This is a genomic window from Enterobacteriaceae bacterium ESL0689, assembly GCA_029433525.1.
Lineage (GTDB): Bacteria > Pseudomonadota > Gammaproteobacteria > Enterobacterales > Enterobacteriaceae > JAQTIF01.
In genome coordinates this window covers 1,249,234-1,275,794 of sequence record JAQTIF010000001.1, presented here as the reverse complement: position 1 = coordinate 1,275,794, position 26,561 = coordinate 1,249,234, and the positions used below count along the sequence as shown (strand labels likewise).

Genomic DNA, 26,561 nt, shown 5'->3' with positions numbered 1-26,561 from the left:
ATTTTGGCCCTGGGCCATGCTCGAAATCCTCAGGTACGACCTGTACGCTGCAGTTTCTCCGCGCTGTCCGTGTCCAGACTGGCTGCGTCAATAAGCAGGTGGGCCAGGCTCTAATTCCTCCGCTATCCGGCGATCAGTGAATACTTCTTAATTTTACGATACAGCGTCGCGATACCAATCCCCAGTTCGTCCGCTGCCTGTTTTTTATTGCGATAACGAGAGAGCGCATCGCGGATCATCTGCCGCTCCATCTCTTCCAGCGCTGTCACACTCTCTTCTGGCGAGATCACCGTTGCCGTCACCGGTGGTGATACCGACGGGCCAGACTGTTCACGCTGGCGCATCAGATTAGGCGGCAGCAATGACATATTGATGATTTCACCTGATGGCACCACATTGACCAGGTATTCCATCAGATTGCTGAGTTCACGAATATTGCCTGGCCAGCGGTAGCGTTTAAGAAAGTTAATCACCTCCTGGGCAACACCAGGATAAACCAGGTTGAGCCGCTGGGTATGCAAATGCAGGAAGTAGTGAATCAGCAGTTCGATATCCTCCTGCCGTTCACGTAACGGTGGCAGGCGCAGTGGAATAACATTGAGGCGATAATAGAGATCTTCGCGGAACTTACCCTCAGCAATATATTGTTCAAGATTCTGATTGGTTGCAGAAATAATACGGATATCCACCGGCACCGGCTGGCTGGCTCCCACCGGCTGAATTTCACGAGACTCAATCGCCCGCAACAGTTTGGCCTGTAACGTGAGCGGCATATCGCCAATTTCATCCAGAAACAGCGTTCCGCTGTTAGCCGCCTGAATCAACCCGGTCTTACCGTTGGCCGAAGCGCCGGTAAAAGCGCCCTTGACGTAACCAAACAGTTCACTCTCCAGCAATGATTCCGGGATCGCGGCACAGTTAATCGCAATAAAAGGTTTCGCCCGGCGGTCACTGAGCTTGTGAATCGCCCGAGCAGCGACCTCTTTTCCGGTGCCACTTTCACCGGCAATCATCACGCTGGAAGGGCCTGGCGCAACGCGACTGATGAGACTTTTAAGCTGTCGCATCGGCCGACACTCACCGATCATCTCCTCAATCTGCGATCCCTCTTGCTCGTTGCTGAAGTCGGTCAGAGAATGGGACTGATGAAAAGCCATTAAAAACAGCCATTGATCCTGCACCATATGAAGCTGGCCAATAATTAACTCTTTGCGATCATTAAATGAAATAATATGCTGCATATGGCCATGCTTAAAATTATTCTCGAAAGTCAGTGGCTGAAAATGCATGGTTTTACCAATAATATTGCTCTGGCTCACATGCATTATTTTTAGTGCGATCTGATTAGCATATTTCACTTTTTGATCATGACTGACCACCAACACCCCCTGATCCATATTTTTAACCATGGTTAAAAATATTTTCTGGCTATTATCGCCGCTGGTTCGATCCTGTAAAAAACGGGCGACGAATATCGATGAAATATGGCGAACATAATCGGAAAATTCCTGAATATTGGCATGAATGCGCTCTTGCTGTTCGCGGGTGAGTGCCAGCAGACTAATCACCCCGACACAACGATCATGGTACATCACCGGGGTGCCGATAAAGGCCTTTTCCTCACATTTATCTTTATGACCACACCCTTTACACAGCGGATCGAAGCGGGAGTGAGTCACGATTTTTTCACTCTGTGTTTCAAGAGTATAGCGAAGAAGTCGTGAATCTGAGTTTAATTTACAGCCAATCTTTTTACTGTAGGCACCGGTTCCCGCTACCCGGCATAATTCGTTATCGACAATTTCGATATCCAGCTGCAGCACACTGGAAAGCATCCGTGCAAATTTCTGAATTGCAGGCTGAATCTGCATTAAAATCGAAGGTTCTTTGGATAGTATCATCTTCATCGTCCTTCTTTATTATTGCTCATATGAACAGCGCCGTGCGCTTTTAATGCTATATTGCCGTCATGATACCACTTTATTTATACGGAATTATTGATATAAACAGGGCTAAATTTAAGGTCTTATCTGAAATATGGAATCGCTATCACAGTTTGCTATCATTATGATAATTTCAGCCGCGGTTTTATCATATTGGTGCAATATAAATATGATAATGTCACGCCTTTCCCGGTTAACCCCACCCTATTTCACACAAACAGGCGTTATCGATGCCACCAGTCTGGGCACCGACAGCACGGAAAAACCGCAGCGTACAGGTAGTATGTGAGGATTTCGCGCACTGCCCAGGGCCAAAATAGCAAGTCAAATAGCCTGATGGACCAGGCGCTAAATCTGATCACACTTCCGGCTGGCATGTTCTTGTCAAAAATCTGGCACGTTTATTGTTAGTGATTATACCGTGCGGGCAGTCACTCATTCAGCACGGTTACCCTTCTGACTCCCCAGCCATCATTAAGCCGTCATACACGACCAGGATTGAAACATGAAAACTGTTAACGAACTAATTAAGGATATTAACAAACTTAACTCTCACCTCAGCGAAAAAGATTTTCTGCTGACCTGGGAGCAATCGCCGGATGAACTGAAACAGGTACTGGATGTCGCAGCCGCACTGAAAGCACTACGTGCGGAAAATATCGCGACCCGAGTGTTTAACAGCGGTCTGGGGATTTCCGTGTTCCGCGATAACTCAACCCGCACCCGCTTCTCTTACGCCTCAGCATTAAATTTATTAGGGCTGGCACAACAGGATCTGGACGAAGGTAAATCACAAATCGCCCACGGCGAAACCGTGCGCGAAACCGCCAATATGATCTCTTTTTGTGCCGACGCCATCGGCATTCGTGATGATATGTTCCTCGGAGCGGGCAATGCCTATATGCGCGAAGTCGGCGATGCTCTTGATGATGGCTATAAACAGGGTGTCCTGCCGCAGCGTCCGGCACTGATCAATCTGCAATGTGATATCGACCATCCGACGCAATCAATGGCTGATCTCGCCTGGCTGCGTGAGCATTTCGGTTCGCTGGAAAATCTGAAAGGTAAAAAAATCGCCATGACCTGGGCTTACTCACCCAGCTACGGTAAACCGCTCTCTGTTCCCCAGGGCATTATCGGCCTGATGACCCGCTTTGGTATGAACGTCACGCTCGCCCATCCACAAGGCTATGACCTGATCCCGGATGTTATCGAAGTAGCCAAAAACAATGCTAAAGCCTCCGGTGGCAGCTTCCACCAGGTCACCAGTATGGAAGAGGCGTTTCAGGATGCCGATATCGTCTACCCCAAATCATGGGCACCCTATCAGGTGATGGAGAAACGCACCGAACTGCTGCGTGCTAACGATCATGACGGCCTGAAAGCGCTGGAAAAAGCGTGCCTGCGGCAGAACGCAGAGCATAAAAACTGGCACTGCACCGAAGAAATGATGAAGCATACCCGCAACGGTGAAGGGCTTTATATGCACTGCCTGCCAGCAGATATTACCGGTATCTCCTGTGACGCGGGTGAGGTCGCTCAGGCGGTGTTCGAGAAGTACCGCATCGCCACCTACAAAGAAGCAAGCTGGAAACCTTATATCATCGCCGCGATGATCGTCTGCCGCAAATACCTGAGCCCCGGCCTGCTGCTGGAGCAACTGCTTAAGGAAGCACAGAAGCGCGTTAAATAATCCCTGGCCTGGCCAGCGGGCCAACGCCACAACCGAATGTATAAGGATCGAATATGTCTGCTTTCTCACTGAAAATGGATATTGTCGGCAACCGTTTTTTTAATGGCGAGACGTCACCCTTATTTTCACGCCAGCAGGCACAACAGGCGCGTCGCTTTCACCAGAAGATGACCGGCTATCAATCGACCCCTCTGGTCGCCCTCGATGCACTTGCTGCCCTTTTTGGCGTGCAAAAAATTGTGGTGAAAGACGAATCTCAGCGCTTTGGCCTCAACGCTTTCAAAATGCTGGGCGGTTCGTATGCCATCGCCCGGCTACTTTGCGAAAAATATCAGTTAGACATCAACGATCTCTCTTTCGATCAACTTAAGTCAAACATCAAAGAACCGATGACCTTTACCACCACCACCGATGGGAATCACGGTCGTGGCGTGGCGTGGGCGGCACGCCAGTTAGGACAAAAAGCGGTCATCTATATGCCGAAAGGCTCGGCCCAGCAGCGGGTAGACGCCATTCTGCGCCTTGGTGCTGAGTGTATCGTCACCGATATGAACTATGACGATACCGTGCGCCTGACTATGCAAACGGCACAGAAAAACGGCTGGGAAATGGTTCAGGATACCGCCTGGGAAGGCTATAGCAAAATTCCGACCTGGATCATGCAGGGCTACGCTACCCTCGCCGATGAAGCCGCAGAGCAGCTCAGTGCAATGGGGATCACGCGCCCTACCCACGTCATCCTGCAAGGCGGGGTCGGGGCCATGGCGGGAGGCGTGCTGGGTTATCTGACCGATATTTACGATGCCAGGCAGCTCCATTCGATCATCGTCGAGCCAGAACTGGCCGACTGTCTCTACCGTTCGGCGGTGAAAGGCGAGATGGTCAACGTCGGTGGAGAGATGGCAACCATTATGGCAGGGCTCGCCTGTGGTGAGCCCAATCCGCTGGGCTGGGAGGTGCTGCGCAACTGTGCCACCCAGTTTGTCTCCTGTGAGGACACCGTCGCCGCTTTAGGAATGCGGGTGCTGGGTAATCCGGCAGGCCATGATCCACGGGTGATATCCGGCGAATCCGGTGCCGTCGGGCTTGGGCTGCTGGCCGCTGTGCATTTCAATCCCCAGCGCGAAGCACTGATGCACACCTTCAAACTGGACAGCCATTCGGTGGTGCTGGTGATTAGCACCGAAGGCGACACCGACGTAAAACAGTATCGCGAAATCGTCTGGCAAGGCAAATACCCTGCTGTGCAGTAGCAAACCTATCAGATTCTTCCCCTCTGGCGGGAAGTTTGTATTCAGAACTGGAGAATATCGTTATGGCTAAACAAATTCCATTCAAAGCGATCCTGGAAAAATCAAAGCAGTACGAAAAAGAGATGACTCGCTTCCTGCGCGATATGGTCGCCATTCCCAGTGAAAGCAGCGACGAAAAACGAGTGGTACATCGCATCAAAGAAGAGATGGAAAAAGTGGGTTTTGACAAGGTCGAGATTGATCCGATGGGCAATATTCTTGGCTATGTCGGACATGGCCCACGCCTGGTGGCGATGGATGCGCATATCGATACCGTGGGCATTGGTAACATCAAAAACTGGAATTTCGATCCCTATGAAGGGATGGAAACCGACGAACTGATTGGCGGTCGCGGCACCTCGGATCAGGAAGGTGGCATGGCGTCGATGGTTTATGCCGCGAAAATTATCAAGGATTTGGGGCTGGAGGATGAATATACCCTGCTGGTGACGGGCACCGTTCAGGAAGAGGATTGCGATGGGTTGTGCTGGCAGTACATCATCGAACAATCCGGTATCCGCCCTGAGTTTGTGGTCAGTACCGAACCTACCGACTGTCAGATCTATCGCGGCCATCGCGGACGCATGGAGATCCGGGTGGAGGTACAGGGGGTCAGCTGTCACGGCTCAGCACCGGAACGCGGCGATAACGCGATTTTCAAAATGGCACCGATCCTGATTGAACTGGAACAACTTTCGCACAATCTGGGCCATGATGACTTCCTCGGCAAGGGCACCCTGACAGTCTCTGAAATTTTCTTCACCTCACCCAGCCGCTGTGCGGTCGCTGACAGCTGTGCCGTCTCCATCGACCGTCGCCTGACCTGGGGCGAAAGCTGGGAAGGGGCACTGGAAGAGATCCGCGCCCTGCCCGCGGTGAAGAAAGCACAGGCGACGGTTTCGATGTACAACTACCAACGCCCTTCATGGACCGGACTGGTCTACCCGACCGAGTGCTATTTCCCGACCTGGAAAGTCGAAGAGGATCACTTCACCGTTCGCGCCCTGCGTAACGCTTATGAAGGTCTGTTTGGCACCGCACCGGTGGTCGATAAATGGACCTTTTCCACCAATGGGGTCTCGATCATGGGGCGTCATGGTATCCCGGTTATCGGATTTGGTCCCGGTAAAGAGCCGGAAGCTCACGCGCCGAATGAGAAAACCTGGAAATCGCATCTGGTCACCTGTGCCGCGATGTATGCCGCTATTCCCCTGAGCTGGCTGGCCACGGAATCATCGTAACGCTTTCTGCCGCCGCATCCTGCGGCGGCATATTGAGGTTTCTATGCGCCTACTGATTAAAAATGGCCTTGTCGTCAACGCTGACGGGCAGAAAAAGCAGGATCTGTTGATCGAAGATGGCCTGGTGAAATGCCTTGCCGATACGATTGAGGCACCTTTACCTTGTGAGGTTATCGATGCCGCAGGCTGCTACGTGATGCCCGGTGGCGTTGATGTCCATACTCATTTCAATATTGATGTCGGCCTCGCCCGCAGTTGTGACGATTTCTTTACCGGTACACGAGCCGCCGCCTGTGGTGGCACGACCACCATCGTTGACCATATGGGCTTCGGGCCGGTGGGCTGTCATCTGCGCCATCAGCTTGAGGTCTATCGCGGCTATGCCGCCTATAAAGCGGTGATTGACTACAGTTTTCATGGTGTTATTCAGCATGTTAACCACAGTATTCTCGATGAAATACCGATGATGGTCGAGATCGGTATTAGCAGCTTTAAGCTCTATCTGACCTACCAGTACAAACTCAACGACAGTGACGTCCTCCAAGCCATGCGTCATCTGCAACGCGCAGGGGCACTGACCACCGTCCACCCGGAAAACGATGCTGCCATCGCCCAGCGGCGGGCGGAATTTATCAACGCCGGTAAGACAGCACCACGCTATCATGCCCTGAGCCGTCCGCTGGAGTGTGAAGCAGAAGCCATCGCCCGGATGATCAATCTGGCACAGCTGGCAGAAAACGCCCCACTCTACATCGTGCACCTTTCCAACGCGCCAGGACTGGAATATCTGCGCCTGGCGAAACAGCGCCATCAGCCGGTATGGATCGAAACCTGTCCGCAATATCTGCTGCTTGATGAGCGTTGCTATGAGCGTGAAGATGCCCTTAATTACCTGCTCAGCCCGCCGCTACGCAACGCCAGCAATAACGACGCGTTATGGGGCGGGATCAGTGATGGCACCATCGATACCGTCGCCACCGATCACTGCACCTTCTCTTCACTGCAGCGTCAGCAGGTTTCAGGCGGCGACTTTAGCCGCTGTCCGAACGGGCTGCCTGGGGTCGAAAATCGCCTGTTGTTGCTGTTTTCTTATGGTGTTATGACCGGACGGATCAGCCCTGAGCGCTTTGTCGCGCTGACCAGTACACAGCCGGCGAAGCTGTTTGGACTATGGCCACAGAAAGGGGTGCTGGCACCCGGTGCCGATGGTGACGTGGTGATCATCGATCCGCAATCCACGACCACTATCCGTCATGACATGCTGCACGATAACGCTGACTACTCACCCTATGAGGGCTTTGTCTGCCAGGGGGCGATTCGCCAGACACTCTCTCACGGAAAAATCATCTTTGATAACGGTATTTTTAGCGGTCATGCCGGACAGGGCCGGTTCTTACGCCGTAAGCGGTTTTCGCCCGCGCAGTACGATCACGGTAGATAAAATAATCAATAAGAGGAAGTTATGAGTAAAAAAATTGTTCTCGCTCTCGGCGGCAATGCACTTGGTAACGATCTCGCCGGACAAATGCAGGCAGTCAAACAAACGGCGCAAACCATCGCCGATCTGATCGCTCAGGGTCACCAGGTGGTCGTCACCCACGGTAATGGCCCCCAGGTCGGGATGATTAATCTGGCGTTTGAAGCCGCCGCCAACACCGACGCCCATACCCCGATGCTACCGATGTCAGTCTGCGTCGCACTGAGTCAGGGCTACATCGGCTATGATCTGCAAAACGCGCTGCGTGAAGCACTACTGTCACGCCAGCTGGATATTCCGGTGGCAACGCTGATAACCCAGGTCGAAGTCGATGCCAGTGATAAGGCGTTTCTCAATCCTGACAAACCGATTGGCTCATTCTTCAGCCAGCAAGAGGCCGAAAAACTGCGCAAAAAGGGTTATGTCATGAAAGAGGATGCCGGACGCGGTTATCGTCGGGTTGTCGCCTCGCCGAAGCCGGTGGATATTATTGAGAAAGAAACAGTAAAAGCGCTGATGGAAGCGCGGCAGGTGGTGATCACCGTCGGTGGTGGGGGTATTCCGGTGATCCGTGAAGGGCAACATCTGCGCGGTGCCAGTGCAGTGATCGACAAAGACTGGGCCAGCGCCAGGCTGGCGGAGCTGATCGATGCCGATATGCTGATCATTCTTACCGCAGTGGAAAAAGTGGCGATCAACTTCGGCAAAGCGAATGAGCAGTGGCTGGATAGCCTCACGCCACAGGAGGCGGAACACTTTATTGCTGAAGAACAGTTTGCCAGAGGATCGATGCTGCCCAAAGTCGAAGCGGCAGTCGCCTTCGCCCGTTCGCGTCCCGGACGCAAGGCGTTGATCACCATGCTCAGTAAAGCCAGTGAGGGGATCGCCGGGCATACCGGTACGCTTATCAGTCAGTAAAACAGCCCGTTGCCGGGAATCTCCGGCAACTTAGCGCCTGGCTCACCAGGTGTTAATTGACGCAGCCACTCTGGACACGGACAGCGCGGAGAAACCGCAGCGTACACGCAGTACGTGAGGATTTCGAACACTGCCCAGGGCCAAAATGGCAAGTAAGACGGGCTGTTATTCAGCCGAAAGAGGCTCAGCCTGCCGCGGCCATTTCAGTCAGATAATCGTGCTGAGCGGCATTTTTTACCGCCATCATCAGGCCGCCAGGGGCACCATTTTTTACCTGCAGGATCTCCGCCAGGACGCTGACGGCAATCTCGCTCGGCGTCTCGGCACCAATATCATAACCCACCGGTGCCCGTAAGCGGCTGATATCTGACTCCGGTATGCCTTTTTCCCGCATCTGACATAAAAAAGCCTGTACCTTTCGTCTGCTGGCCAGTAAGCCGAGCCAGGCGACAGGTTGCGTGATCAGCCGCTCCAGCGCTTCGCGATCCTGATGATTAGTGGCAATCAAGACAAAATCCTGTGGCCGGACCGCCATCGCCTCCACCACCGCGGTAAAGTCGGGCGCATGTAACAGCCGCACTGAGGCCGGGAACATGTCAGAAGAGAGATTTGCCGCATAGACATCACCGATGCAGATCTCAAAGTCCAGCAACGCCGCAATATGCGCGATCGCGCGGTTAACGTGCCCGGCACCGATTAACAACAGACGCGGACGCTGACCATGCACGCTGATATACACCGCCATCGCTCCACCGCAGTCCGAGCCCACGGCATCGTTACCGGTACGTGTCATACGGCCATGAAACATGCGTGACTCCTTGTCACGCAGCGCCTCCAGCGCCGCAGCGATAACTTTACGCTCCACCATTCCACCGCCGATGGTGCCGATAATGGAACCGTCTTCGCGGATAAGCATCTGTGCCGAATGTCTTGGGGTGGAGCCACGACTCTCCACAATCTGCGCCAGAGCAAAGGGGTGATTCTGCTCTTCAAGGCGTGCTGCTTCTGCGAAAATATTCATAGCCACCTCAGTCCACTATTGCTATTGTTATCTCACCCTGGCTGCGATGTTTCTCTGGCAGAAACAGTCGCAGCAATACCCGCTTGTATGATGCAAGATTTATGCTGATCCGCGTTTTTTGATCATAAAAATATGCGCCAGATCATTTTGATAGCCAGAGTAATACTGAAATGGCGACAACGTTGTGATGATGCTCTCTGCCGCAAGGCAAAAAAGCGCTCATCCCAGCGATGACGCACGACAATCAGCGGGCGCTGATCAGCGCAAATTATCATTCTGATAGTTGAGATCGGTTTTTGAGAAATTCTATCGGCCAGCGGCATCCATCGATTTTGACGGGTCTTGCCTGAGCATCAAATCCCCTCCTGCGCGGAGAGAGTGTCTCGACCTACTTCACAAATTCATTACTTCGTCCGCGTTATTTGCATAACTGGTGTGATTGTTGCTGCTCTTTTGTCACCCGTCGGAATGATTACCCCCGGCAATGTCGATCTTATAATGATATTTAAGGAGAAGGTTATGGGAGACATCATGCGTCCCGTGCCGTTTGAGGAACTTTTAACGCGCATTTTCGATGAATATCAGAGCCAGCGATCTATTTTTGGCATTCCTGAACAACAATTTTACACCCCGCAAACCCCCCATCCTGCGATCAGCGTGTTCGGTGAAGATTGTGCCACCCCGCTCGGCCCGGCGGCCGGGCCACATACCCAACTGGCGCAAAATATTATTACCGCCTGGCTGACAGGCGGCAGGTTTATTGAGCTGAAAACCGTACAGATCCTTGACCGTCTGGAACTGGAAAAACCCTGTATCGATGCCGAAGATGAGTGTTTTAACACCGAATGGTCAACCGAATTTACCCTCAAAAAAGCCTGGGATGAGTATCTGAAGGCCTGGTTCGTCCTCCATCTGCTGGAGCAGATCTTTCCGCTGACCCCGATTAATGCCGGGAAATCATTTATTTTCAACATGAGCGTCGGCTATAACCTGGAAGGGATTAAGCAGCCGCCGATGCAGGAATTTATCGACAACATGATCGATGCTTCCGCGCATCCTGCTTTCGCTCGCTATCGCGATATCCTGAGTCACTGGCTGGAAAATCCGGCCTTTATTGAGCGTCTGCCGAAAAGTGCGCGTAAAACTGCGCTACCGCTACTGGCCGGGCGTATCCCCGCCCGGCTGGTGGAAGGAGTCACCCTCTCGACCATGCACGGCTGCCCGCCCGATGAGATCGAAGCCATCTGCCGTTACATGCTGGAAGAGAAAAAGCTGAATACCTTTGTCAAACTCAATCCGACGCTGCTCGGCTATCCACGGGTCAGGGAGATCCTCGACCGCTGTGGTTTTGACTATATCGGTCTGAGTGAAGAAGCGTTTGATCACGATCTGAAAATCGATCGCGCCCTTGAGATGCTGGGCCGCCTGATGGCACTGGCGGCAGAACGCCATCTGTCGTTTGGCGTTAAGCTAACCAACACCCTCGGCACGATCAACAATAAAGGGGCGCTGCCTGGCAATGAAATGTATATGTCTGGCCGCGCCCTGTTTCCGTTATCGATCAACGTCGCCGCGCTGCTCTCACGCGCGTTTAATGGCCAGCTTCCGATTTCATACTCCGGGGGGGCCAACCAGATCAATATCCGCGCTATTTTCGAAACCGGTATTCGCCCGATCACTATGGCTACCGATCTGCTCAAGCCAGGGGGCTATTTGCGCCTGAGCGAGTGTATGCGCGAACTGGAAAAGGCCGACAACTGGGCGCTAAAACATATTGATGTCGAACGTCTGAACGCGCTGGCAGAAGAGGCGCTACACATGGACTACAGCCAAAAGCAGTGGAAGCCAAAAGAACGTATTGATACTGGCGAGGCACTGCCGTTACTGGATTGCTACGTCGCCCCCTGCGTCACTGCCTGTGCGATCAAACAGGATATCCCGGAATATATTCGTCTGCTGGGAGAAAAGCGTTATGCCGATGCGCTGGATCTGATTTATCAGCGCAATGCCTTACCTGCGATTACCGGCCATATCTGCGATCACCAGTGTCAGTACAACTGCACACGGCTGGATTACGACAGCGCCCTTAATATTCGCGAACTAAAAAAAGTCGCGCTGGAGAAGGGCTGGGAGGAATACCGCAAACGCTGGTATAAACCCGCTGGTACCGGCTCCCGGCATCCGGTGGCGGTGATCGGCGCAGGCCCTGCCGGTCTCGCCGCAGGCTATTTCCTCGCCCGTGCCGGGCATCCGGTGACGCTGTTTGAGCGCGAAGCCAACGCTGGTGGCGTGGTGCAAAATATCATTCCGCAGTTCCGTATCCCGGCAGAACTTATCCAGCACGATATCGACTTTATTGTTGATCATGGGGTAAAAATTGAGTACGGCTGCGATCGCCATCTGAATGTCGAACAACTGCAGGCCGCGGGATTCCGCTACGTGCTGGTTGGTATCGGCACCGATAAGAACAGCGGTGTACAACTGGCGGGCGATAATCCGAATATCCATAAATCACTGGACTTTTTACGTGCCTTTAACCGCGGCGATAAACTGAATATGGGAAAACATGTGGCGGTCGTCGGTGCCGGTAATACGGCGATGGACTGCGCCCGTGCGGCACTTCGCATCCCCAGCGTACAAAGCGCGACCATCATTTATCGCCGCTCACAACAGGAGATGCCCGCCTGGCGTGAAGAGTATGACGAAGCGTTGCTTGACGGTGTTGACTTCGCGTGGCTGTGTCATCCGGAACAATTTAACGCCGATGGCACGCTAGTGGTGCGTGTCATGCAACTGGGAGAAGCGGATGAGAAAGGCCGTCGCCGTCCGCTGGCCACCGATGAAACCCGCACCCTGCAAATCGACTCCCTGATTACCGCTATCGGCGAACAACAGAACAGCGAAGTGCTCGCGGCGATGGGGATCCCGCTCAATCCCGCGGGCTGGCCGGTAGTGAATGCGGAGGGGGAGACCAGCCGGGCGAACGTGTTCCTGATTGGCGATGTCCAGCGTGGCCCCTCGTCGATCGTCTCTGCTATCGGCAATGCGCGCCGGGCAACAGATGTTATCCTCGCGCGGGAAAATATTGCCAGCCGCTATAACAACAAGTACTGGAATAACGTTGATCCGGCGCAAGTCTATCAGCGCAAAGGCACGATCGCCGTCACCCTGATTGATAAAGATGACCGCGAAGCGTTTGTCACTCAGGAGGCGAAACGTTGTCTGGAGTGCAACTACATTTGCAGTAAGTGCGTCGATGTCTGTCCGAATCGGGCCAATATTTCGCTGGCAGTACCGGGTTTCCAGAATCGATTCCAGACTCTGCATCTTGACGCTTACTGCAACGAATGCGGTAACTGTGCGCAGTTCTGTCCGTGGCAGGGGAAACCGTACAAAGACAAAATCACGGTCTTCAGTCTGGCAGAAGATTTTCGCAACAGCACCAATCCCGGCTTCTTCGTCGATGACACCCGCGTCAGCGTGCGCCAGGACGATAAAACATGGCAGCTTGAAATTAACCCTCACGGCCAGTTTAGCGAGATCCCGACGCCGTTAACCGCCATGTGCCGGATTATCAGCCATATTCATCAGCATCAAAGCTATCTTCTGGGAGGGGTTGAAGTATGAGTATCCTGATTTTACAGAATGCCACCGCCGCACAACTCTATCCGGCGAAGGTGTGGCAGCATATCGATATCGCTATCGAAGGTGATACCATTCTCGATATAGGGGCGGATCTCAGCCAGCGTTACCCGCAAGCGCAAGTCAGGGATCTGCACGGGCAACTGGTGATGCCAGGGATGGTTTGTGCGCATAACCACTTTTATTCCGGCCTGTCCCGTGGCATTCAGGCGAAGATTGCCCCCAGTCCCGATTTTATCTCAACGCTGAAAAATCTGTGGTGGCGTCTGGATCGGGCGCTGGATGAAGAGTCGCTCTACTACAGCGGGCTTATCTGCGCGATAGAGGCGGTGCGCAGTGGCTGTACCGCCGTGATTGATCATCACGCTTCCCCCCACTACATCGCGGGCTCGCTGAGCCAGCTACGCCATGCTTTTCTCAAAGTGGGTCTGCGTGGCATAACCTGTTTCGAAACCACTAACCGCAACGCCGGTCACCGCGAGTTACGGGACAGCGTCGATGAAAATATTCGTTTCGCCAGAGAAGTCGATGCCGCGCGTCAGAAGGGCGACCAGCCTTATCTGGTGGAGGCCCATATCGGCGCTCACGCCCCCTTTACCGTGCCTGATGAGGGGCTGACGATGCTCAGTGAAGCGCTGAAAGCCACCGGTCGCGGTCTGCATATCCATGCGGCGGAGGACAGCTACGATGTCTCCCATAGCCATCATCATTACGGCAAAGATTTACTGCAGCGACTGGCGGAAGCGGGGTTGATCGACCGTAAAACGCTTGTTGCCCACGGGCTGTATCTGTCCGATGCGGATGTGGAAATACTCAACGACGCCGATGCTTTCCTCGTGCATAACGCCCGCTCCAACATGAACAATCATGTCGGTTATAATCATCGCCTGCCACAGATCCGCAATCTGGCCCTCGGCACCGATGGTATCGGTTCCGATATGTTTGAGGAGATGAAGTTTGCCTTCTTCAAACACCGTGACGCCGGTGGCCCGCTGTGGCCGGACAGCTTCGCCCGGGCACTGAGCAACGGCAATGAGCTACTCAGCCGCAATTTCAATGCCCGCTTTGGGCAGCTCGCACCGGGGTATAAAGCGGATCTGACTTTCTGTGACTATCTGCCACCCACGCCGCTTATCGCCGAAAATATCGCCGGGCATATCGCTTTCGGTCTCGGTGCCAACAGCGTGCGTAGTGTGATGGTGAATGGCGTGATGATCTACCAGGATCGCCAGTTCAGTTTTGACTGCCAGCCCATTTTTACCGCCGCGCAGCAAGTAGCGAAAAAAATGTGGGCCAGAATGGATACCTTGCCCTGATAATCTAAAAACACCCCGGTCATCAGCGCTGGCCGGGGTGACGGTGTTACAATGTCAGTAGTTTCGCTGTCGCGATATTGCGCTGTTTTTGCAGTTCATTAAGCTGCTCTTCCGTCATTTTACGCAATGCGGCGGTCGGACAAACATCAACACAAGCCGGGCCACCTGCTCGATCCGCGCAGAGATCACATTTGACAATCACCGGGGTCTTGCCGCTGTCGGCGACGATGGAAATCGTGCCAAAAGGACAGGCAACAACACAACTCTGACAACCGATGCAGCGTTCTGCACTGGCTTCGACCCGCTCATTGCCCATCCTGAGTGCCCCAACCGGGCAGGCAGCGACACAGGGGGCGTTCTCACACTGATGACACATCACCGGTACGCTGATCTCAGCAAGACGCATCATCTTCAACCGGGGAGAAAACTCTGCTCCGGCTGTGGCGTGTTCCAGCGCACAGGCTACTTCACAGGTGCGGCATCCGATGCAGTCATGGGAACTGGCTACGATAAAACTGGTCATACATCCTCCTTCGCCCTGAACTGAGCCAGCATTTCACTGGCTGCCTGACGTCCCGCCACCATCGCGGTGACCACAAGGTCAGCACCGGTAACCGCATCGCCCCCAGCATAGACTTTGTCGTTACTGGTTTGGGTGGTGCCACGGCCTTTGCCACCGGTAATAATCTGTCCCCAGCGGTCAAGCTGGATGTTATGGCCCTGCAGCCACGGCATCTCATGAGCCTGAAAGCCAAAAGCCATAATCAGGACATCGGCCTTCAGTTCGAAACCGGAATCGGCGATCGGCTGCGGACGCCGCCGCCCATCCGGCCCGGGTTCCCCCATCTGGGTGCGGATCATCGCCACCGCGCTCACCCGCCCCTCGCGGTTGCGTTGAATGCACTGCGGCTGAACATTAAACTCAAATTTAACGCCCTCTTCCCGCGCATTGATCACCTCTTTTTTCGAGCCAGGCATACTCTGCTCATCACGACGGTAGGCACAGGTCACACTCTCAGCGCCATAGCGCACTGCGGTACGTACACAATCCATCGCCGTATCGCCGCCCCCCAGCACCACCACCCGTTTGCCTTTAAGCTCGATGAGCGGGTATTCGGCACTCTCTGCCAGCCCCATAACCTGGCGGGTACTGGCAATCAGAAACGGCAACGCCTGAATTACACCGGGGGCCTCTTCCCCCGCCAGTCCGGCAGACATCAGGCGGTAAGTGCCGACCCCAAGAAACACGGCGTCATACTCTTTTACCAGGCTGTCAAACGCCACATCGCGGCCAATCTCCTGATTGAGATGAAAGCGAATACCCATATTGCTGAAGATATCCCGCCGCCGCACCAGCACGTTTTTATCCAGTTTGAACGGTGGAATACCAAAGGTCAGTAAGCCGCCGATTTCCGGATGACGATCAAAGACATCGACCTGGACACCGGCACGGGCGAGGATATCGGCGCAACCCAGCCCCGCAGGACCGGCACCGATCACCGCCACCCGCTCCGGCCGTGCGCTGACCTCACCCGCCACCGGCTGCCAGCCCATCGTCAGCGCGGTATCGGTGATATAGCGCTCGAGATTACCAATGGCTACCGCCCCCCCTTTCTCCTTTTTCAGCGTACAGGCTCCTTCACATAACCGATCCTGCGGGCATACACGGCCACAAATTTCAGGCAGGGAGCTGCTGCGATGGCATAATTCGGCCGCCGCGATAATCTCACCCTCATGTACCAGGCGGATGAAATCCGGAATCGCGTTATGCAGAGGGCAGGTCCAGTTGCACCACGCTTTCTGTGCGCAATAAAGGCAGCGTTCACTTTCATAGCGGGCTGCACTGCTGCTCAGCGGCTGATAAATTTCAGCGAAATGCTGTCTGCGGGTATCCGCCGCCTCTTTTTGCGCCCCGACGCGCGGCGACTTATTGAGCAGGCTTTGCCGCCTTGTGCCATGAAACGCAGAGCGTGGTTTTTCCAGCGCGGCATGGATTTGTCGTTCGCGACGCAGTTGCCTGATGCCTGCCTCATCCATCAGGCGCAGTGCCTGAGTGGGGCAACTGGCGACACAAGCCTGCTGGCCGGAAGGGTGATGACGGCAAAGATCGCATTTCTGCGCCAGCTGTGGCGCGTCATCAACGTTTGCCACCATCTCAATCGCGCCAAACGGACAGGCGATGATGCAATTTTTACAACCAATACACAGCGCCGCTTTAAACTGCACACTGTTATTCGCAAAAAACAACGCCTGTGTCGGACAGGCCCCGACGCAAGGCGCATCATTACAATGGCGACAAGTGGTCGCACTACTGGCGTCATGATCAAAAAAAACGTGAATGCGTGGCGCAAAGTCACTGCGCTGAGCGGGCCAGTTATCCCCACGATGCGCGGTGACACAGGCAACTTCACAGGCATGACAGCCAATACAGTTTGCGGAATCAGCAATAATAAATTTATTCATTTGCTTCTCTTAGTTATGCCGTAGCTCACTCAGGGCTGTAATGCAATAATCGGGCACTTTTTTTAGTCGTATGATCCGAATGGTCATTTTTGCGGACGAGGTCAAAAAACCGATCCCTGGTCGCTGCGCAAGGCCCTGAACTGGCAGCGATCGCGAACAGCGTTAGTGATTGCGCGCGGCAGATCATCATGTTGATAATGAAACGCGACATGCGTTATACCAAAATGAGACTTCCCCCTCTCAATGTGATATCGCCCTTTTAACGCCTTCAGGCGTTCTCGCAGGCGCACTGATAACCCGCCTTTTTTCTCGTGATTTATCTCACACTATGACGCATCAGTAAGCCATTGGCTTATTTCTGGCACAACTTACGCATATCACTTTCTGTGCGCGCAACTTGCTGATTATCGTATCAGTTCAGGGAGGCTGTGGCCTTCGAATCGTAACTTCCACTCTGTTTACCGGAGTAATCAAGAGTGAAGTCGTACAGGAGACAACAACGTGATGAAAGAGATCGCCCGTTCTGGCTCAAGCAACAAAAAGTCAACCGCACCGGTTGATGAGATCTTACCCGTTGGCCAGATGATTCTTTATGGATTACAGCATGTGCTGGTGATGTATGCGGGTGCCGTCGCCGTTCCTTTAGTGGTCGGTAATGCCGTAGGACTGCCACCAGAACACATTATTTTACTGATCAGTGCCGATCTGTTTATCTGCGGCGCAGCGACCATTGTGCAGTCTCTGGGGGTCGGGTCGTGGCTGGGCTGTCGTCTGCCGCTGATCCAGGGTTGTACTTTTGCCGCCCTGATCCCCATGGTGCTGATTGGCAAGGAGTATGGTATCGGTGGGATATCCGGCGCAGTGATCGTTTCCGGTATTTTTATCCTTTGCTGCGCACCGTGGATTAGCAAGCTGATTCGCTTCTTTCCTAAAGTGGTGATGGGGAGCATCGTTACCCTGATCGGCATGTCGATTATGCCGGTCGCCGGGGGCTGGATCGGCGGTGGTAACAGTGAAATGAGTGGATTTGGTGCCCCCTTCGCCTTGCTAATGGCCGCAGTGACGCTGGTGATTATTCTCAATATCTACACCTTTGCTTCCGGGGTGATCAAAAATACCGCGGTCTTGATCGGCCTGATCATCGGCACCGTGCTCTGGGGGTGCTTTAAGCCACTGGATTTCCATCTGGTTAACGCCACACCGTGGTTTCATCTGCCTACCCTGATGCCTTTTGCGAAACCGCAATTTCATATTATCCCGGTCGCCCTGCTTTCGATGGTGATGGTGGTGGTGATGGTGGAAACTATGTCATCCATGATGGCCACTGGTGATATCGTTGGCAAAAAGGTCGATGCCAGAATGCTGCGTAACGGTCTTAATACCTGCGGTATCGCGACAACCATTTGCGGCTTTTTTAACCTTTATCCCTACGCCGCTTTCGCGCAGAACGTCGGCTTAATCGGCCTGACCGGGGTACGCAGCCGTTTTGTGGTGTCGATTTCCGGTATCATTCTGATTCTGATGGGAGTATTCGCGAGGATGGCGGCGCTGGTGGTGCTGATCCCGAAACCGATCCTCGGTGGTGCGGGCATTGTTATGTTCGGTATGGTGGCGGTTTCCGGTATCCGAACCCTGGGACAGGTCAACTATCGCAATAATAATAACGGCATGGTGGTGGCATTAACCCTCGGCCTCGGCATGATGCCGGTGCTGGTGCCCAACCTGTTTATTCAGTTTCCGCCCATGATCCAGCTCTTTCTGCATAGCGGTATTACGATTGGCACCTTGACAGCGATTGTCGCTAATCTCACCCTTAATGGTAGTGTCCCTTTTCGTATCAGCCACGAATCACCGGTTCCTGATCCGGCACCGCCCAGTTCTGCGGCGCGCAATATGGCAGTCAGAACGGTCAGGATGTGGCTGTTACTGCGTAAAGTCCGTAAAGACAAATACCCTGAAGAAGCCCAGGAGGGATAATCATGATCATCCGATGCCTGTTTTCACTGATCACCCTGCTGTTACTGGCGATACCTGCCGTACAGCAAGGTGTGGCGCTGGGGCTAAACAGTCGTTTCAGTTTCTCCCTGCTGTTCTGAATTTCATTTCATCAGGAACATCGTTATGAATAAAGTCATCACCGTCTGCCCCTACTGTGCTTCCGGCTGTAAGATACAGCTAACCGTGGAGGAGGGGAAAATTACCCGTGCCGACGCCGCAATGGGTAAAAACAATCAGGGAACGCTCTGTCTGAAGGGCTATTATGGCTGGGATTTTATTGATGATCCGCAGATCCTCACACCGCGGCTGAAAACACCGATGATCCGTCGTCAGCGCGGAGGTCGGCTGGAGTCCGTCAGCTGGGATGAGGCGCTGGATTACGTCGCAACCCGCCTCAGTGCCATCAAGAAAAAGTACGGCCCCGATGCGATTCAAACCACGGGATCTTCACGGGCGACCGGCAACGAATCCAACTACATCATGCAGAAGTTTGCCCGTGCAGTTATTGGCACCAATAACGTTGATTGCTGCGCCCGCGTCTGTCACGGCCCCTCGGTTGCAGGTCTGCATCAGTCGGTCGGTAACGGTGCGATGAGCAACGCCATCACTGAGATCGATAATACCGATCTGGTGTTTATCTTCGGCTATAACCCCGGAGATGCCCACCCGATCGTGGCGAATCATATTCTCAATGCTCAGCGACATGGGGCGAAAATTATCGTCTGCGACCCGCGGAAAACCGAAACAGCGCGTATTGCCGATCTGCATCTGGCGCTGAAAAATGGCACTAATGTTGCGCTGCTCAATGCTATCGCCCATGTCATTATCGCCGAAGAGCTCTACGATAAATCCTTTATCGCCAGTCGTTCCGAAGGTTTCGACGCCTACCGCGATATTGTCGAACACTACACCCCTGAATCGATGGAAACGATAACCGGTATCAGCGCCAGACAGATCCGCGAGTGTGCGCGGATGTATGCTGGCGCCAAAACGGCGACGATCCTGTGGGGCATGGGAGTGACCCAATTCTGGCAGGGCGTTGAAACAGTGCGCGCACTTACCAGCCTGGCGATCCTGACCGGTAATCTGGGCAAAGCTCATGTTGGTGTCAATCCGGTGCGCGGTCAGAACAACGTTCAGGGTGCCTGTGATATGGGCGCCCTGCCGGATACCTATCCGGGCTACCAATATGTCAAATTTGCCCAGAATCGGGAGAAGTTTGCCAAAGCGTGGGGGGTGAAGCGTCTGCCGGAACAGTCAGGATTTCGCATCACTGAGTTACCGCATCACGTTGCACAAGGCGAACTGCGGGCGGCATACATTATGGGGGAAGATCCGCTGCAGACCGATGCTGAGCTATCCGCCGTACGACAAGCCTATGAAGCGATAGATCTGGTGATCGTCCAGGATATTTTTATGACCAAAACCGCCGCGGTGGCCGATGTCATCCTGCCTGCGACCTCATGGGGTGAGCATGAAGGGGTCTATACCGCGGCCGATCGTGGCTTTCAGCGCTTCTTTAAGGCCGTAGAACCGAAATGGGATCTCAAGACCGACTGGCAAATTATCTGTGAGATCGCCACCCGAATGGGATATCCGATGAAGTACGACAATACGCAACAAATCTGGGATGAACTGCGTGTGCTGTGCCCGGATTTTACGGGTGCGACCTACGAAAAAATGGGCGAACTGGGCTACATACAGTGGCCGTGTCGTGATGAATCGGAGGCTGACCAGGGAACGTCATACCTGTTTGCCGATCGTTTCGCGACCCCAAATGGACTGGCACAGTTCTACACCTGCGAATGGCAGGCACCGCTGGATAAACTGAGCGATGAGTATCCGATGGTACTCTCTACCGTGCGGGAAGTGGGCCACTACTCCTGCCGTTCGATGACGGGTAACTGTGCCGCACTGGCCAGACTGGCCGACGAACCGGGCTACGCGCAAATCAATACCGCTGATGCTAAACGACTGGGCATTGGCGATGAAGAGCTGGTATGGGTTAAATCGCGCAAAGGCCGGGTTATCACCCGGGCGAAGATCAGCGATCGACCTAACCCGGGGGCCATCTATATGACCTATCAGTGGTGGATCGGTGCCTGTAACGAGCTGGTGACAGAAAATCTGAGCCCAATCACCAAAACGCCGGAGTACAAGTATTGCGCGGTTAATCTTGAGCGCATTGCTGATCAACGTGCCGCCGAACAGCATGTTATTGATGAATACAACAAGCTGAAAAATCATCTGCGTGAGAGTGCCGCAGGATAATCCTCCCCCGACAGATAAAGGTGAGCGTATCAGCGCTCACCGAATAAGCTCAAAACCCACAACGATTATTCTGTTAATTGTTCCATTCATAGGTTATTAATTTTAATAGCAATTAATTATCCGCTGTGGCAGACTCAGACTCTCTGAATCAATCATCCACGCCTTACTTCAGCACAGGGAATGGTCATGCGCAAAGGCAACACCATCGGTAAGCTGCAGTATGTGCCGCCGCCGCTCGGCACGGTCGACGGCGGCAGCGCTAATCCGCCAGTGAAGAACGACTGGTGAGCCGAGTGGGGCGAGATGGTGCACAGCGGACTCGATATCGTCGGCGCGATACCGGTGGTGGGCATTCTCGCCGATGGGGTTAACGCGGTTATCTATACCGCCGAAGGGGAATATGACCAGGCGGCACTGTCAGCCAGCTCGGCCGTGGTCAACTTTGTTCCCGGCGCGGGCGGGGTATTTAAAGCCGGAAAAATAGCCGCCCGGATTAATAAAGCGCTCGGTAAAACCAGCGCGGTGAAAGCGGTGGAGAAAACCGCACTCCAGGCAGAAAAGACGGCGGTAAAAGCTGAAAGCCGGGCAGCCGGAAAAAGTGCCAGTCATACCCTCAGCGCCAAAAAAGCAGGCAGTGAAAAGGGCGGCAGCCATCAGAGTCGCAACAGCCGCAAAAGCGAGCCCTGCAAAATCCCGTCCGAGCCACTGTCGCCCCTGACCGGTCACCCGGTTAACGCGATTCTGGGCATCAAGGTCTTGTATGGCGATGAGGATAACGACTTTGACTTTCCGGCCGCGATACCCCTGACATGGCAGCGTTACTACTTCTCGGATGAAATCAGCAACGGCTGGCTGGGTCAGGGCTGGTTTCTGCCGCTGTCGCTGAGCGTGCGCCAGCAGGATGATGTGCTGATATTCGCTGACGAACAGGGCCGGGACATCCGTTTCCCCTGTCCACCACCCGGCGAACTGCCGGTGATGAACCGCTATGAACAGCTGAAGGTCAGTCGCCCGCAGGAAGACTCCGTCTGCATCTGCGCCGCCGATGAATCCCGCCACTGGCACTTCAGCCATCAGCCCCGGCCAGACCACTGGCTGCTGTCCGCAATCACTGACCGCAATGAAAATCGCCTGACCATTGACTACAACGACCGGAATCAGCCGCAGCAGATAACCGACAGTGCCGGACGGCGCTTCCTGGTCGAGTTTTCCTCCCTGCCGCTGACGAATGGTGACACTGTGGAACGTATCACCGGGGTCAGCGTCTTTCATCCCTCCGACCCGCTCAGCGCCGACAGGCTGTGCCAGTATGACTACTCGCCGGAAGGTGACCTTATCGCGGTGCGCAATGGCCAGGGAGCAGTACTGCGCGAGTTTCGCTATCAGCAGCATATGCTGGTGGCCCACCGGCTGGCAGGCGAGCTGGCCTGTTTCTATGAGTATGATAAATACACCCCGCAGGGAAAGGTACTGCGTCATTACGACAGTCAGGGTGGCGAGTGGCACTTCCGTTACGACACCGCCAGCACCACGGTCACCGATGCCCCGGGAAGAGTCACCCGCTATGAGTTCGATGATAACCATGAACTGCTGGCCCTGACCGATGCGTGCGGTGGCTGCACACGAATACAGCGCAGCGCCCGCGGCCAGATAATGCGCCTGACCGACCCCGCCGGACGGCTGACCCGCTGTTATTATGATGAACGCGGCAACCTGATGAAAATCATCGCCCCGGACGGTGAAACCACCGACTTCGACTGGCACCCGCGCTGGAACCTGCCACGCAGTATTACTGACATGTACGGCAGCAGACAGGAGTTCACCTATGATGTTGTCGGTAATCTTATCCGCATGATGGACGAAGCGGGACGGATAACCGAATACAACCACGATGACCAGGGCAACCTGACCCGGATTTGCGACGCTGCTTCCGGTATTCAGCGTCTCACTTATAACAGTGCCGGGCTGGTCACCCGTCACACTGACTGCTCTAGTCGCACCACCACGTATGACTATGACCGTTATGGCTGGCCGCCGGACGTGGAAACAGGACGCCAGCAGGGTCACGGTCTTTATCTGGGACGGTGACCGGCTGCTGAACGAAATCAGCGACCCGCGCAGCCACTTGTGGATTGACGAAGACGAGCACGGCTTCGCCCCGCTGGCCCAGGTCACCCACCGGACGGGCGAGGACAAACAAGCGGCGCGGATATACGGGTATCACAACGACGCCTCCGGCCTGCCGCGTGAACTGACCGATGCTCAGGGCAATATCGTCTGGTGGGCCGACTACCACGGCCAGGGGCTGCACCGCGCAGGAAAGAGCCCGCAACGGAGAGGAAATCCACCAGCCGCTGCGTTATCAGGGACAATACCATGACGCAGAAACCGGATTACACTATCATCGTTTTCGCTACTACGATCCGGAATGCGGCCGCTTTATCAGCCAGGACCCGCCAGGGCTGAATCCGTATCAGTATGCGCTGGAACCGCTGACGTGGATTGATCCGTGGGAGCAGAGTGGAAAACCGATAGATAGTGAAAACAATTCATTTGATTCTTCTCGTGCAACTCGTCGTGAAGTCATGAGACAAGCTGAAATAGCTACAAGCCAGATTGCTATCAGTTAACAGGCAACGGTTTAAAATCACGCAGGAAACTCCCCCACCGCTTCTCATAAAAAGGGGCGATATGGGCGATCATAAAGTGGCTTATTCCGCCGTCACCCTCCACCACCCGACAGATATCAATAGATGCATCTTCTGCCAGTGCCTCCATCGCCGTATCACCGATTATCTGGATGATACTGTCAATATCGCCCTCCATTTCAATGCCGATCAGCATATTTTCCGGATCAGTAACGCTCTCTTTGACAGAACATAAAAATGCCCGTCGAACCATTTTCAGCGTCTTAAACAATGTCGTTAACGCGGTAATCATTTGTGCGGGCGGTTCCGTTATCGCAGATAACAGTACCGATTCGCCCCCTTCCAGCACGGTATGGCCGCCGGAAGTGTTTCTGTCATCCGCCAGCAACTGGCGGATTTCATCAGGCATAAATAGTTTACTGACCGCCAGATTCGCATTGATCATCAGGAGCTCTCCCGCGGCCAGCGTAAACAGTGTTGTTACCGGCATCCCGACAAAAAATGGCGTTCCCCCCGTGGCCTGCTGTAATGCCGCTAGCGAGGTAAAAAACGGAATCACGGTCGTGCCATCCTCCCGCTGCCAGCGCGGGAGATCCTGCGGATTGTCTGCTGAACACTGCCCGGGAACCCAGACGCTGGCGTTCAGCAACTGACGATAAAATAGTGCGCGAGCGGCTGGATCATGCGTCGCTTTTTCCAGCGCCCTTTCTAATTCATTGTTTGTTTCAGGTATCATCTTCGCTTACTCAGCGGTTAACAGATTGGCGATAGTACGTACACCTAGCCCGGTCGCCCCGGCCGCCCACTGTTCAACCGCTGTTTTACGATAGGTCGCCGAGCAGTCAATGTGTAGCCAGCCCTGATGATAATTTTCCACAAAGTGGGACAGGAACCCTGCCGCTGTGCTGGCACCCGCCGGATAAGCGGCGCTACCCGTGTTATTGAGTTCAGCAAAGCTGGAAGGAAGCTGACTGCGATGAAATTCAGCCAGTGGCAGACGCCAGAAAGCTTCGTTTTCAGCTTCCGCACTGGCCAACAGGCGCTGAACCAGTTGATCATCAAAGCTTAACAGCGCATGGTAATCATTACCGAGCGCGGTTTTGGCCGCTCCCGTCAGTGTCGCTGCGTCGATAATCAGCGCGGGTCGTTGGGCACTGGCATCAATCAAACCATCGGCCAGCACCAGGCGACCTTCTGCATCGGTATTCATGATCTCCACGCTTTTACCATTGCGATAATGGATGATATCCCCCAGTTTGCAGGCATTACCGCTGACCATGTTATCGGCACAACAGAGATACAGTTTGACACGCTTATTCAGGCCACGGGTGATGGCCAGCGCCAGCGCGCCACTGACCATAGCCGCCCCTCCCATGTCAGATTTCATCGAATCCATAAAACCCGTGGGCTTAATACTGTAGCCACCGGAGTCAAAGGTGATCCCCTTGCCCACCAGGCAAGCATACACAGGAGCATCACTGTCACCGGTGGGATTATAATCCAGCGTCAGCAATACCGGGGGACGTGACGATCCCCGACCAACGGTATACAACCCGAAGTAGCCTTGTTGATGCAGATCTTCGCCCTCAGTCATATGATATGAGATAGCCTCTCCGGCCACACTGCACAACAAGTCTGCTGCACTCTGCGCCAGCTGTTGCGGGGCGAGCTCTTCTGCCGGGGCATTAATGATGTCACGCACCCAGTCAATTATCGTCAGCCGGTTATCCAGCTCATTTTCCTGTGCCTCATCCAGTACCGGCCATTCTATCTGACGATGACCCTTCGGCCCTTTATAGCCCGCCCAGAAGGCCCAGGTTCGTTCAATATCCCAGCCCTCACCACAGAGTGCGACATGTTTTATGCCCATGCCGTCGATTTTACGTGCTGCGCGCTGAATCAAACTGAGATCGTCTTGCGCATTCAGATGCAGAGTAATACCGTCACTATTGATACTGTAAATGGCTTCCTCTCCCCAGCGCGCATCGGCAGGCTGGGTGGTCAGCGTAATCTGCATAACCTCGGTCATCTTCACTTCATCCTTTTCTGGTAAAAGGGCCACCCGAAGGCAGCCCTGTGATACTCTTATTGCTGGCAGGTTATCCGGCTTCATCCAGCCAGACTAACAGAATAGCCTCCAGAATTTTTTCATTCGATGCGGTCGGATTATCATCAAAATCATCCAGCTGACAAATCCACTGATGCATGTCACTAAAGCGAACGCTTTTCGGATCGCGATCAGGAAAAGCGTCATACAAGGCTTCGCCAATGGCCCGGCTGTCTGTCCATTTCAGTCCCATGATTAATGCTCGCGTGCATGATTGATGGTGTAACGCGGGATCTCAACCACCAGATCTTCATCTGTGACTTGCGCCTGACAGCTCAGACGGCTTTCAGGCTCCAGTCCCCATGCTTTATCCAGCATGTCGTCTTCCAGTTCGGAGCTTTCGGGCAACGAATCAAATCCTTCACGGACAATACAATGACAGGTGGTGCAGGCACAGGATTTTTCACAGGCATGTTCAATTTCGATGCCATTGCGCAGTGCGGCATCCAGAATGGTCTCACCACTTGCGGCTTCTACGACGGCCCCATCCGGACACAGTTCCGGATTGGGCAGAAAAACAATTTTTGGCAT

17 protein-coding genes and 1 pseudogene are annotated in these 26,561 nt (G+C 54.0%); 10 read left to right on the top strand and 8 right to left on the bottom strand.

Annotation, left to right across the window (positions count from 1 at the left end):
- Positions 1-122: 122 nt before the first annotated feature.
- Positions 123-1,901 carry a sigma 54-interacting transcriptional regulator gene (locus tag PT300_06230; protein MDF7680224.1) on the bottom strand — a complete coding sequence of 593 codons (1,779 nt, stop codon included), beginning with the start codon at positions 1,899-1,901 and terminating at the stop codon, positions 123-125.
- 547 nt (positions 1,902-2,448) lie between these two features.
- Here PT300_06230 and ygeW point away from each other — a divergent pair.
- The 5 genes from ygeW to arcC all read left to right on the top strand — a co-directional run bounded on the left by ygeW (position 2,449) and on the right by arcC (position 8,564).
- Positions 2,449-3,636 (top strand): knotted carbamoyltransferase YgeW, encoded by a 1,188-nt coding sequence (ygeW, locus tag PT300_06225; protein MDF7680223.1) that lies wholly within the window; start codon positions 2,449-2,451, stop codon positions 3,634-3,636.
- Between the two features lie 53 nt (positions 3,637-3,689).
- A complete protein-coding gene (dpaL, locus tag PT300_06220) occupies positions 3,690-4,889 on the top strand; it encodes a diaminopropionate ammonia-lyase (protein ID MDF7680222.1) in 1,200 nt (399 codons plus the stop codon).
- A 62-nt stretch (positions 4,890-4,951) separates the two neighbouring features.
- On the top strand, positions 4,952-6,169 hold the full coding sequence (locus PT300_06215) for a YgeY family selenium metabolism-linked hydrolase (protein ID MDF7680221.1): 1,218 nt from the start codon (positions 4,952-4,954) through the stop codon (positions 6,167-6,169).
- Between the two features lie 43 nt (positions 6,170-6,212).
- A complete protein-coding gene (hydA, locus tag PT300_06210) occupies positions 6,213-7,610 on the top strand; it encodes a dihydropyrimidinase (GenBank protein MDF7680220.1) in 1,398 nt (465 codons plus the stop codon).
- A 21-nt stretch (positions 7,611-7,631) separates the two neighbouring features.
- The gene (gene arcC, locus PT300_06205) at positions 7,632-8,564 is read left to right on the top strand and encodes a carbamate kinase (GenBank protein MDF7680219.1); all 933 of its coding nucleotides are present in this window, start codon (positions 7,632-7,634) and stop codon (positions 8,562-8,564) included.
- 184 nt (positions 8,565-8,748) lie between these two features.
- Here arcC and PT300_06200 read toward each other — a convergent pair whose 3' ends face one another.
- Positions 8,749-9,585: an XdhC family protein gene (locus tag PT300_06200; GenBank protein ID MDF7680218.1), complete on the bottom strand. Its 837-nt coding sequence runs from the start codon at positions 9,583-9,585 to the stop codon at positions 8,749-8,751.
- 519 nt (positions 9,586-10,104) lie between these two features.
- Between PT300_06200 and ygfK the strand changes: the two genes are divergently transcribed.
- Positions 10,105-13,212, top strand: coding sequence for a putative selenate reductase subunit YgfK (gene ygfK, locus PT300_06195; protein ID MDF7680217.1), 3,108 nt, complete (start codon positions 10,105-10,107; stop codon positions 13,210-13,212).
- The gene (gene ssnA, locus PT300_06190; protein MDF7680216.1) at positions 13,209-14,543 is read left to right on the top strand and encodes a putative aminohydrolase SsnA; all 1,335 of its coding nucleotides are present in this window, start codon (positions 13,209-13,211) and stop codon (positions 14,541-14,543) included. The genes ygfK and ssnA overlap by 4 nt, the downstream gene beginning before the upstream one ends.
- Positions 14,544-14,589: 46 nt before the next feature.
- Here the strand turns inward: ssnA and PT300_06185 are convergent, their stop codons facing one another.
- A complete protein-coding gene (locus tag PT300_06185) occupies positions 14,590-15,066 on the bottom strand; it encodes a 4Fe-4S dicluster domain-containing protein (GenBank protein MDF7680215.1) in 477 nt (158 codons plus the stop codon).
- Entirely contained in the window at positions 15,063-17,006 is a 1,944-nt protein-coding gene (gene ygfT, locus PT300_06180; protein ID MDF7680214.1) for a formate-dependent uric acid utilization protein YgfT, read from the bottom strand. The genes PT300_06185 and ygfT overlap by 4 nt, the downstream gene beginning before the upstream one ends.
- A gap of 504 nt (positions 17,007-17,510) precedes the next feature.
- On the opposite strand from ygfT, the gene PT300_06175 reads away from it, so the two are divergent.
- From PT300_06175 to PT300_06165, 3 genes and pseudogenes are all read left to right on the top strand, one after another.
- Entirely contained in the window at positions 17,511-18,983 is a 1,473-nt protein-coding gene (locus PT300_06175; protein MDF7680213.1) for a nucleobase:cation symporter-2 family protein, read from the top strand.
- Between the two features lie 144 nt (positions 18,984-19,127).
- Positions 19,128-21,275 (top strand): formate dehydrogenase subunit alpha, encoded by a 2,148-nt coding sequence (gene fdhF / locus PT300_06170; GenBank protein ID MDF7680212.1) that lies wholly within the window; start codon positions 19,128-19,130, stop codon positions 21,273-21,275.
- 186 nt (positions 21,276-21,461) lie between these two features.
- Positions 21,462-23,785: pseudogene (locus PT300_06165) on the top strand (DUF6531 domain-containing protein).
- A gap of 112 nt (positions 23,786-23,897) precedes the next feature.
- Here PT300_06165 and PT300_06160 read toward each other — a convergent pair.
- The 4 genes from PT300_06160 to fdx all read right to left on the bottom strand — a co-directional run bounded on the left by PT300_06160 (position 23,898) and on the right by fdx (position 26,561).
- Positions 23,898-24,656 carry an enhanced serine sensitivity protein SseB C-terminal domain-containing protein gene (locus PT300_06160; protein ID MDF7680211.1) on the bottom strand — a complete coding sequence of 253 codons (759 nt, stop codon included), beginning with the start codon at positions 24,654-24,656 and terminating at the stop codon, positions 23,898-23,900.
- 9 nt (positions 24,657-24,665) lie between these two features.
- Positions 24,666-25,952 (bottom strand): aminopeptidase PepB, encoded by a 1,287-nt coding sequence (gene pepB / locus PT300_06155; protein ID MDF7680210.1) that lies wholly within the window; start codon positions 25,950-25,952, stop codon positions 24,666-24,668.
- Between the two features lie 70 nt (positions 25,953-26,022).
- A complete protein-coding gene (iscX, locus tag PT300_06150) occupies positions 26,023-26,223 on the bottom strand; it encodes a Fe-S cluster assembly protein IscX (protein MDF7680209.1) in 201 nt (66 codons plus the stop codon).
- 2 nt (positions 26,224-26,225) lie between these two features.
- A complete protein-coding gene (fdx, locus tag PT300_06145; GenBank protein MDF7680208.1) occupies positions 26,226-26,561 on the bottom strand; it encodes an ISC system 2Fe-2S type ferredoxin in 336 nt (111 codons plus the stop codon).

Coding starts and splice junctions, on each gene's coding strand:
- PT300_06230 (MDF7680224.1), bottom strand. CDS start 1,901: ATGATACTATCCAAAGAACCTTCGATTTTAATGCAGATTCAGCCTGCA.
- ygeW (MDF7680223.1), top strand. CDS start 2,449: ATGAAAACTGTTAACGAACTAATTAAGGATATTAACAAACTTAACTCT.
- dpaL (MDF7680222.1), top strand. CDS start 3,690: ATGTCTGCTTTCTCACTGAAAATGGATATTGTCGGCAACCGTTTTTTT.
- PT300_06215 (MDF7680221.1), top strand. CDS start 4,952: ATGGCTAAACAAATTCCATTCAAAGCGATCCTGGAAAAATCAAAGCAG.
- hydA (MDF7680220.1), top strand. CDS start 6,213: ATGCGCCTACTGATTAAAAATGGCCTTGTCGTCAACGCTGACGGGCAG.
- arcC (MDF7680219.1), top strand. CDS start 7,632: ATGAGTAAAAAAATTGTTCTCGCTCTCGGCGGCAATGCACTTGGTAAC.
- PT300_06200 (MDF7680218.1), bottom strand. CDS start 9,585: ATGAATATTTTCGCAGAAGCAGCACGCCTTGAAGAGCAGAATCACCCC.
- ygfK (MDF7680217.1), top strand. CDS start 10,105: ATGGGAGACATCATGCGTCCCGTGCCGTTTGAGGAACTTTTAACGCGC.
- ssnA (MDF7680216.1), top strand. CDS start 13,209: ATGAGTATCCTGATTTTACAGAATGCCACCGCCGCACAACTCTATCCG.
- PT300_06185 (MDF7680215.1), bottom strand. CDS start 15,066: ATGACCAGTTTTATCGTAGCCAGTTCCCATGACTGCATCGGATGCCGC.
- ygfT (MDF7680214.1), bottom strand. CDS start 17,006: ATGAATAAATTTATTATTGCTGATTCCGCAAACTGTATTGGCTGTCAT.
- PT300_06175 (MDF7680213.1), top strand. CDS start 17,511: ATGAAAGAGATCGCCCGTTCTGGCTCAAGCAACAAAAAGTCAACCGCA.
- fdhF (MDF7680212.1), top strand. CDS start 19,128: ATGAATAAAGTCATCACCGTCTGCCCCTACTGTGCTTCCGGCTGTAAG.
- pepB (MDF7680210.1), bottom strand. CDS start 25,952: ATGACCGAGGTTATGCAGATTACGCTGACCACCCAGCCTGCCGATGCG.
- iscX (MDF7680209.1), bottom strand. CDS start 26,223: ATGGGACTGAAATGGACAGACAGCCGGGCCATTGGCGAAGCCTTGTAT.
- fdx (MDF7680208.1), bottom strand. CDS start 26,561: ATGCCAAAAATTGTTTTTCTGCCCAATCCGGAACTGTGTCCGGATGGG.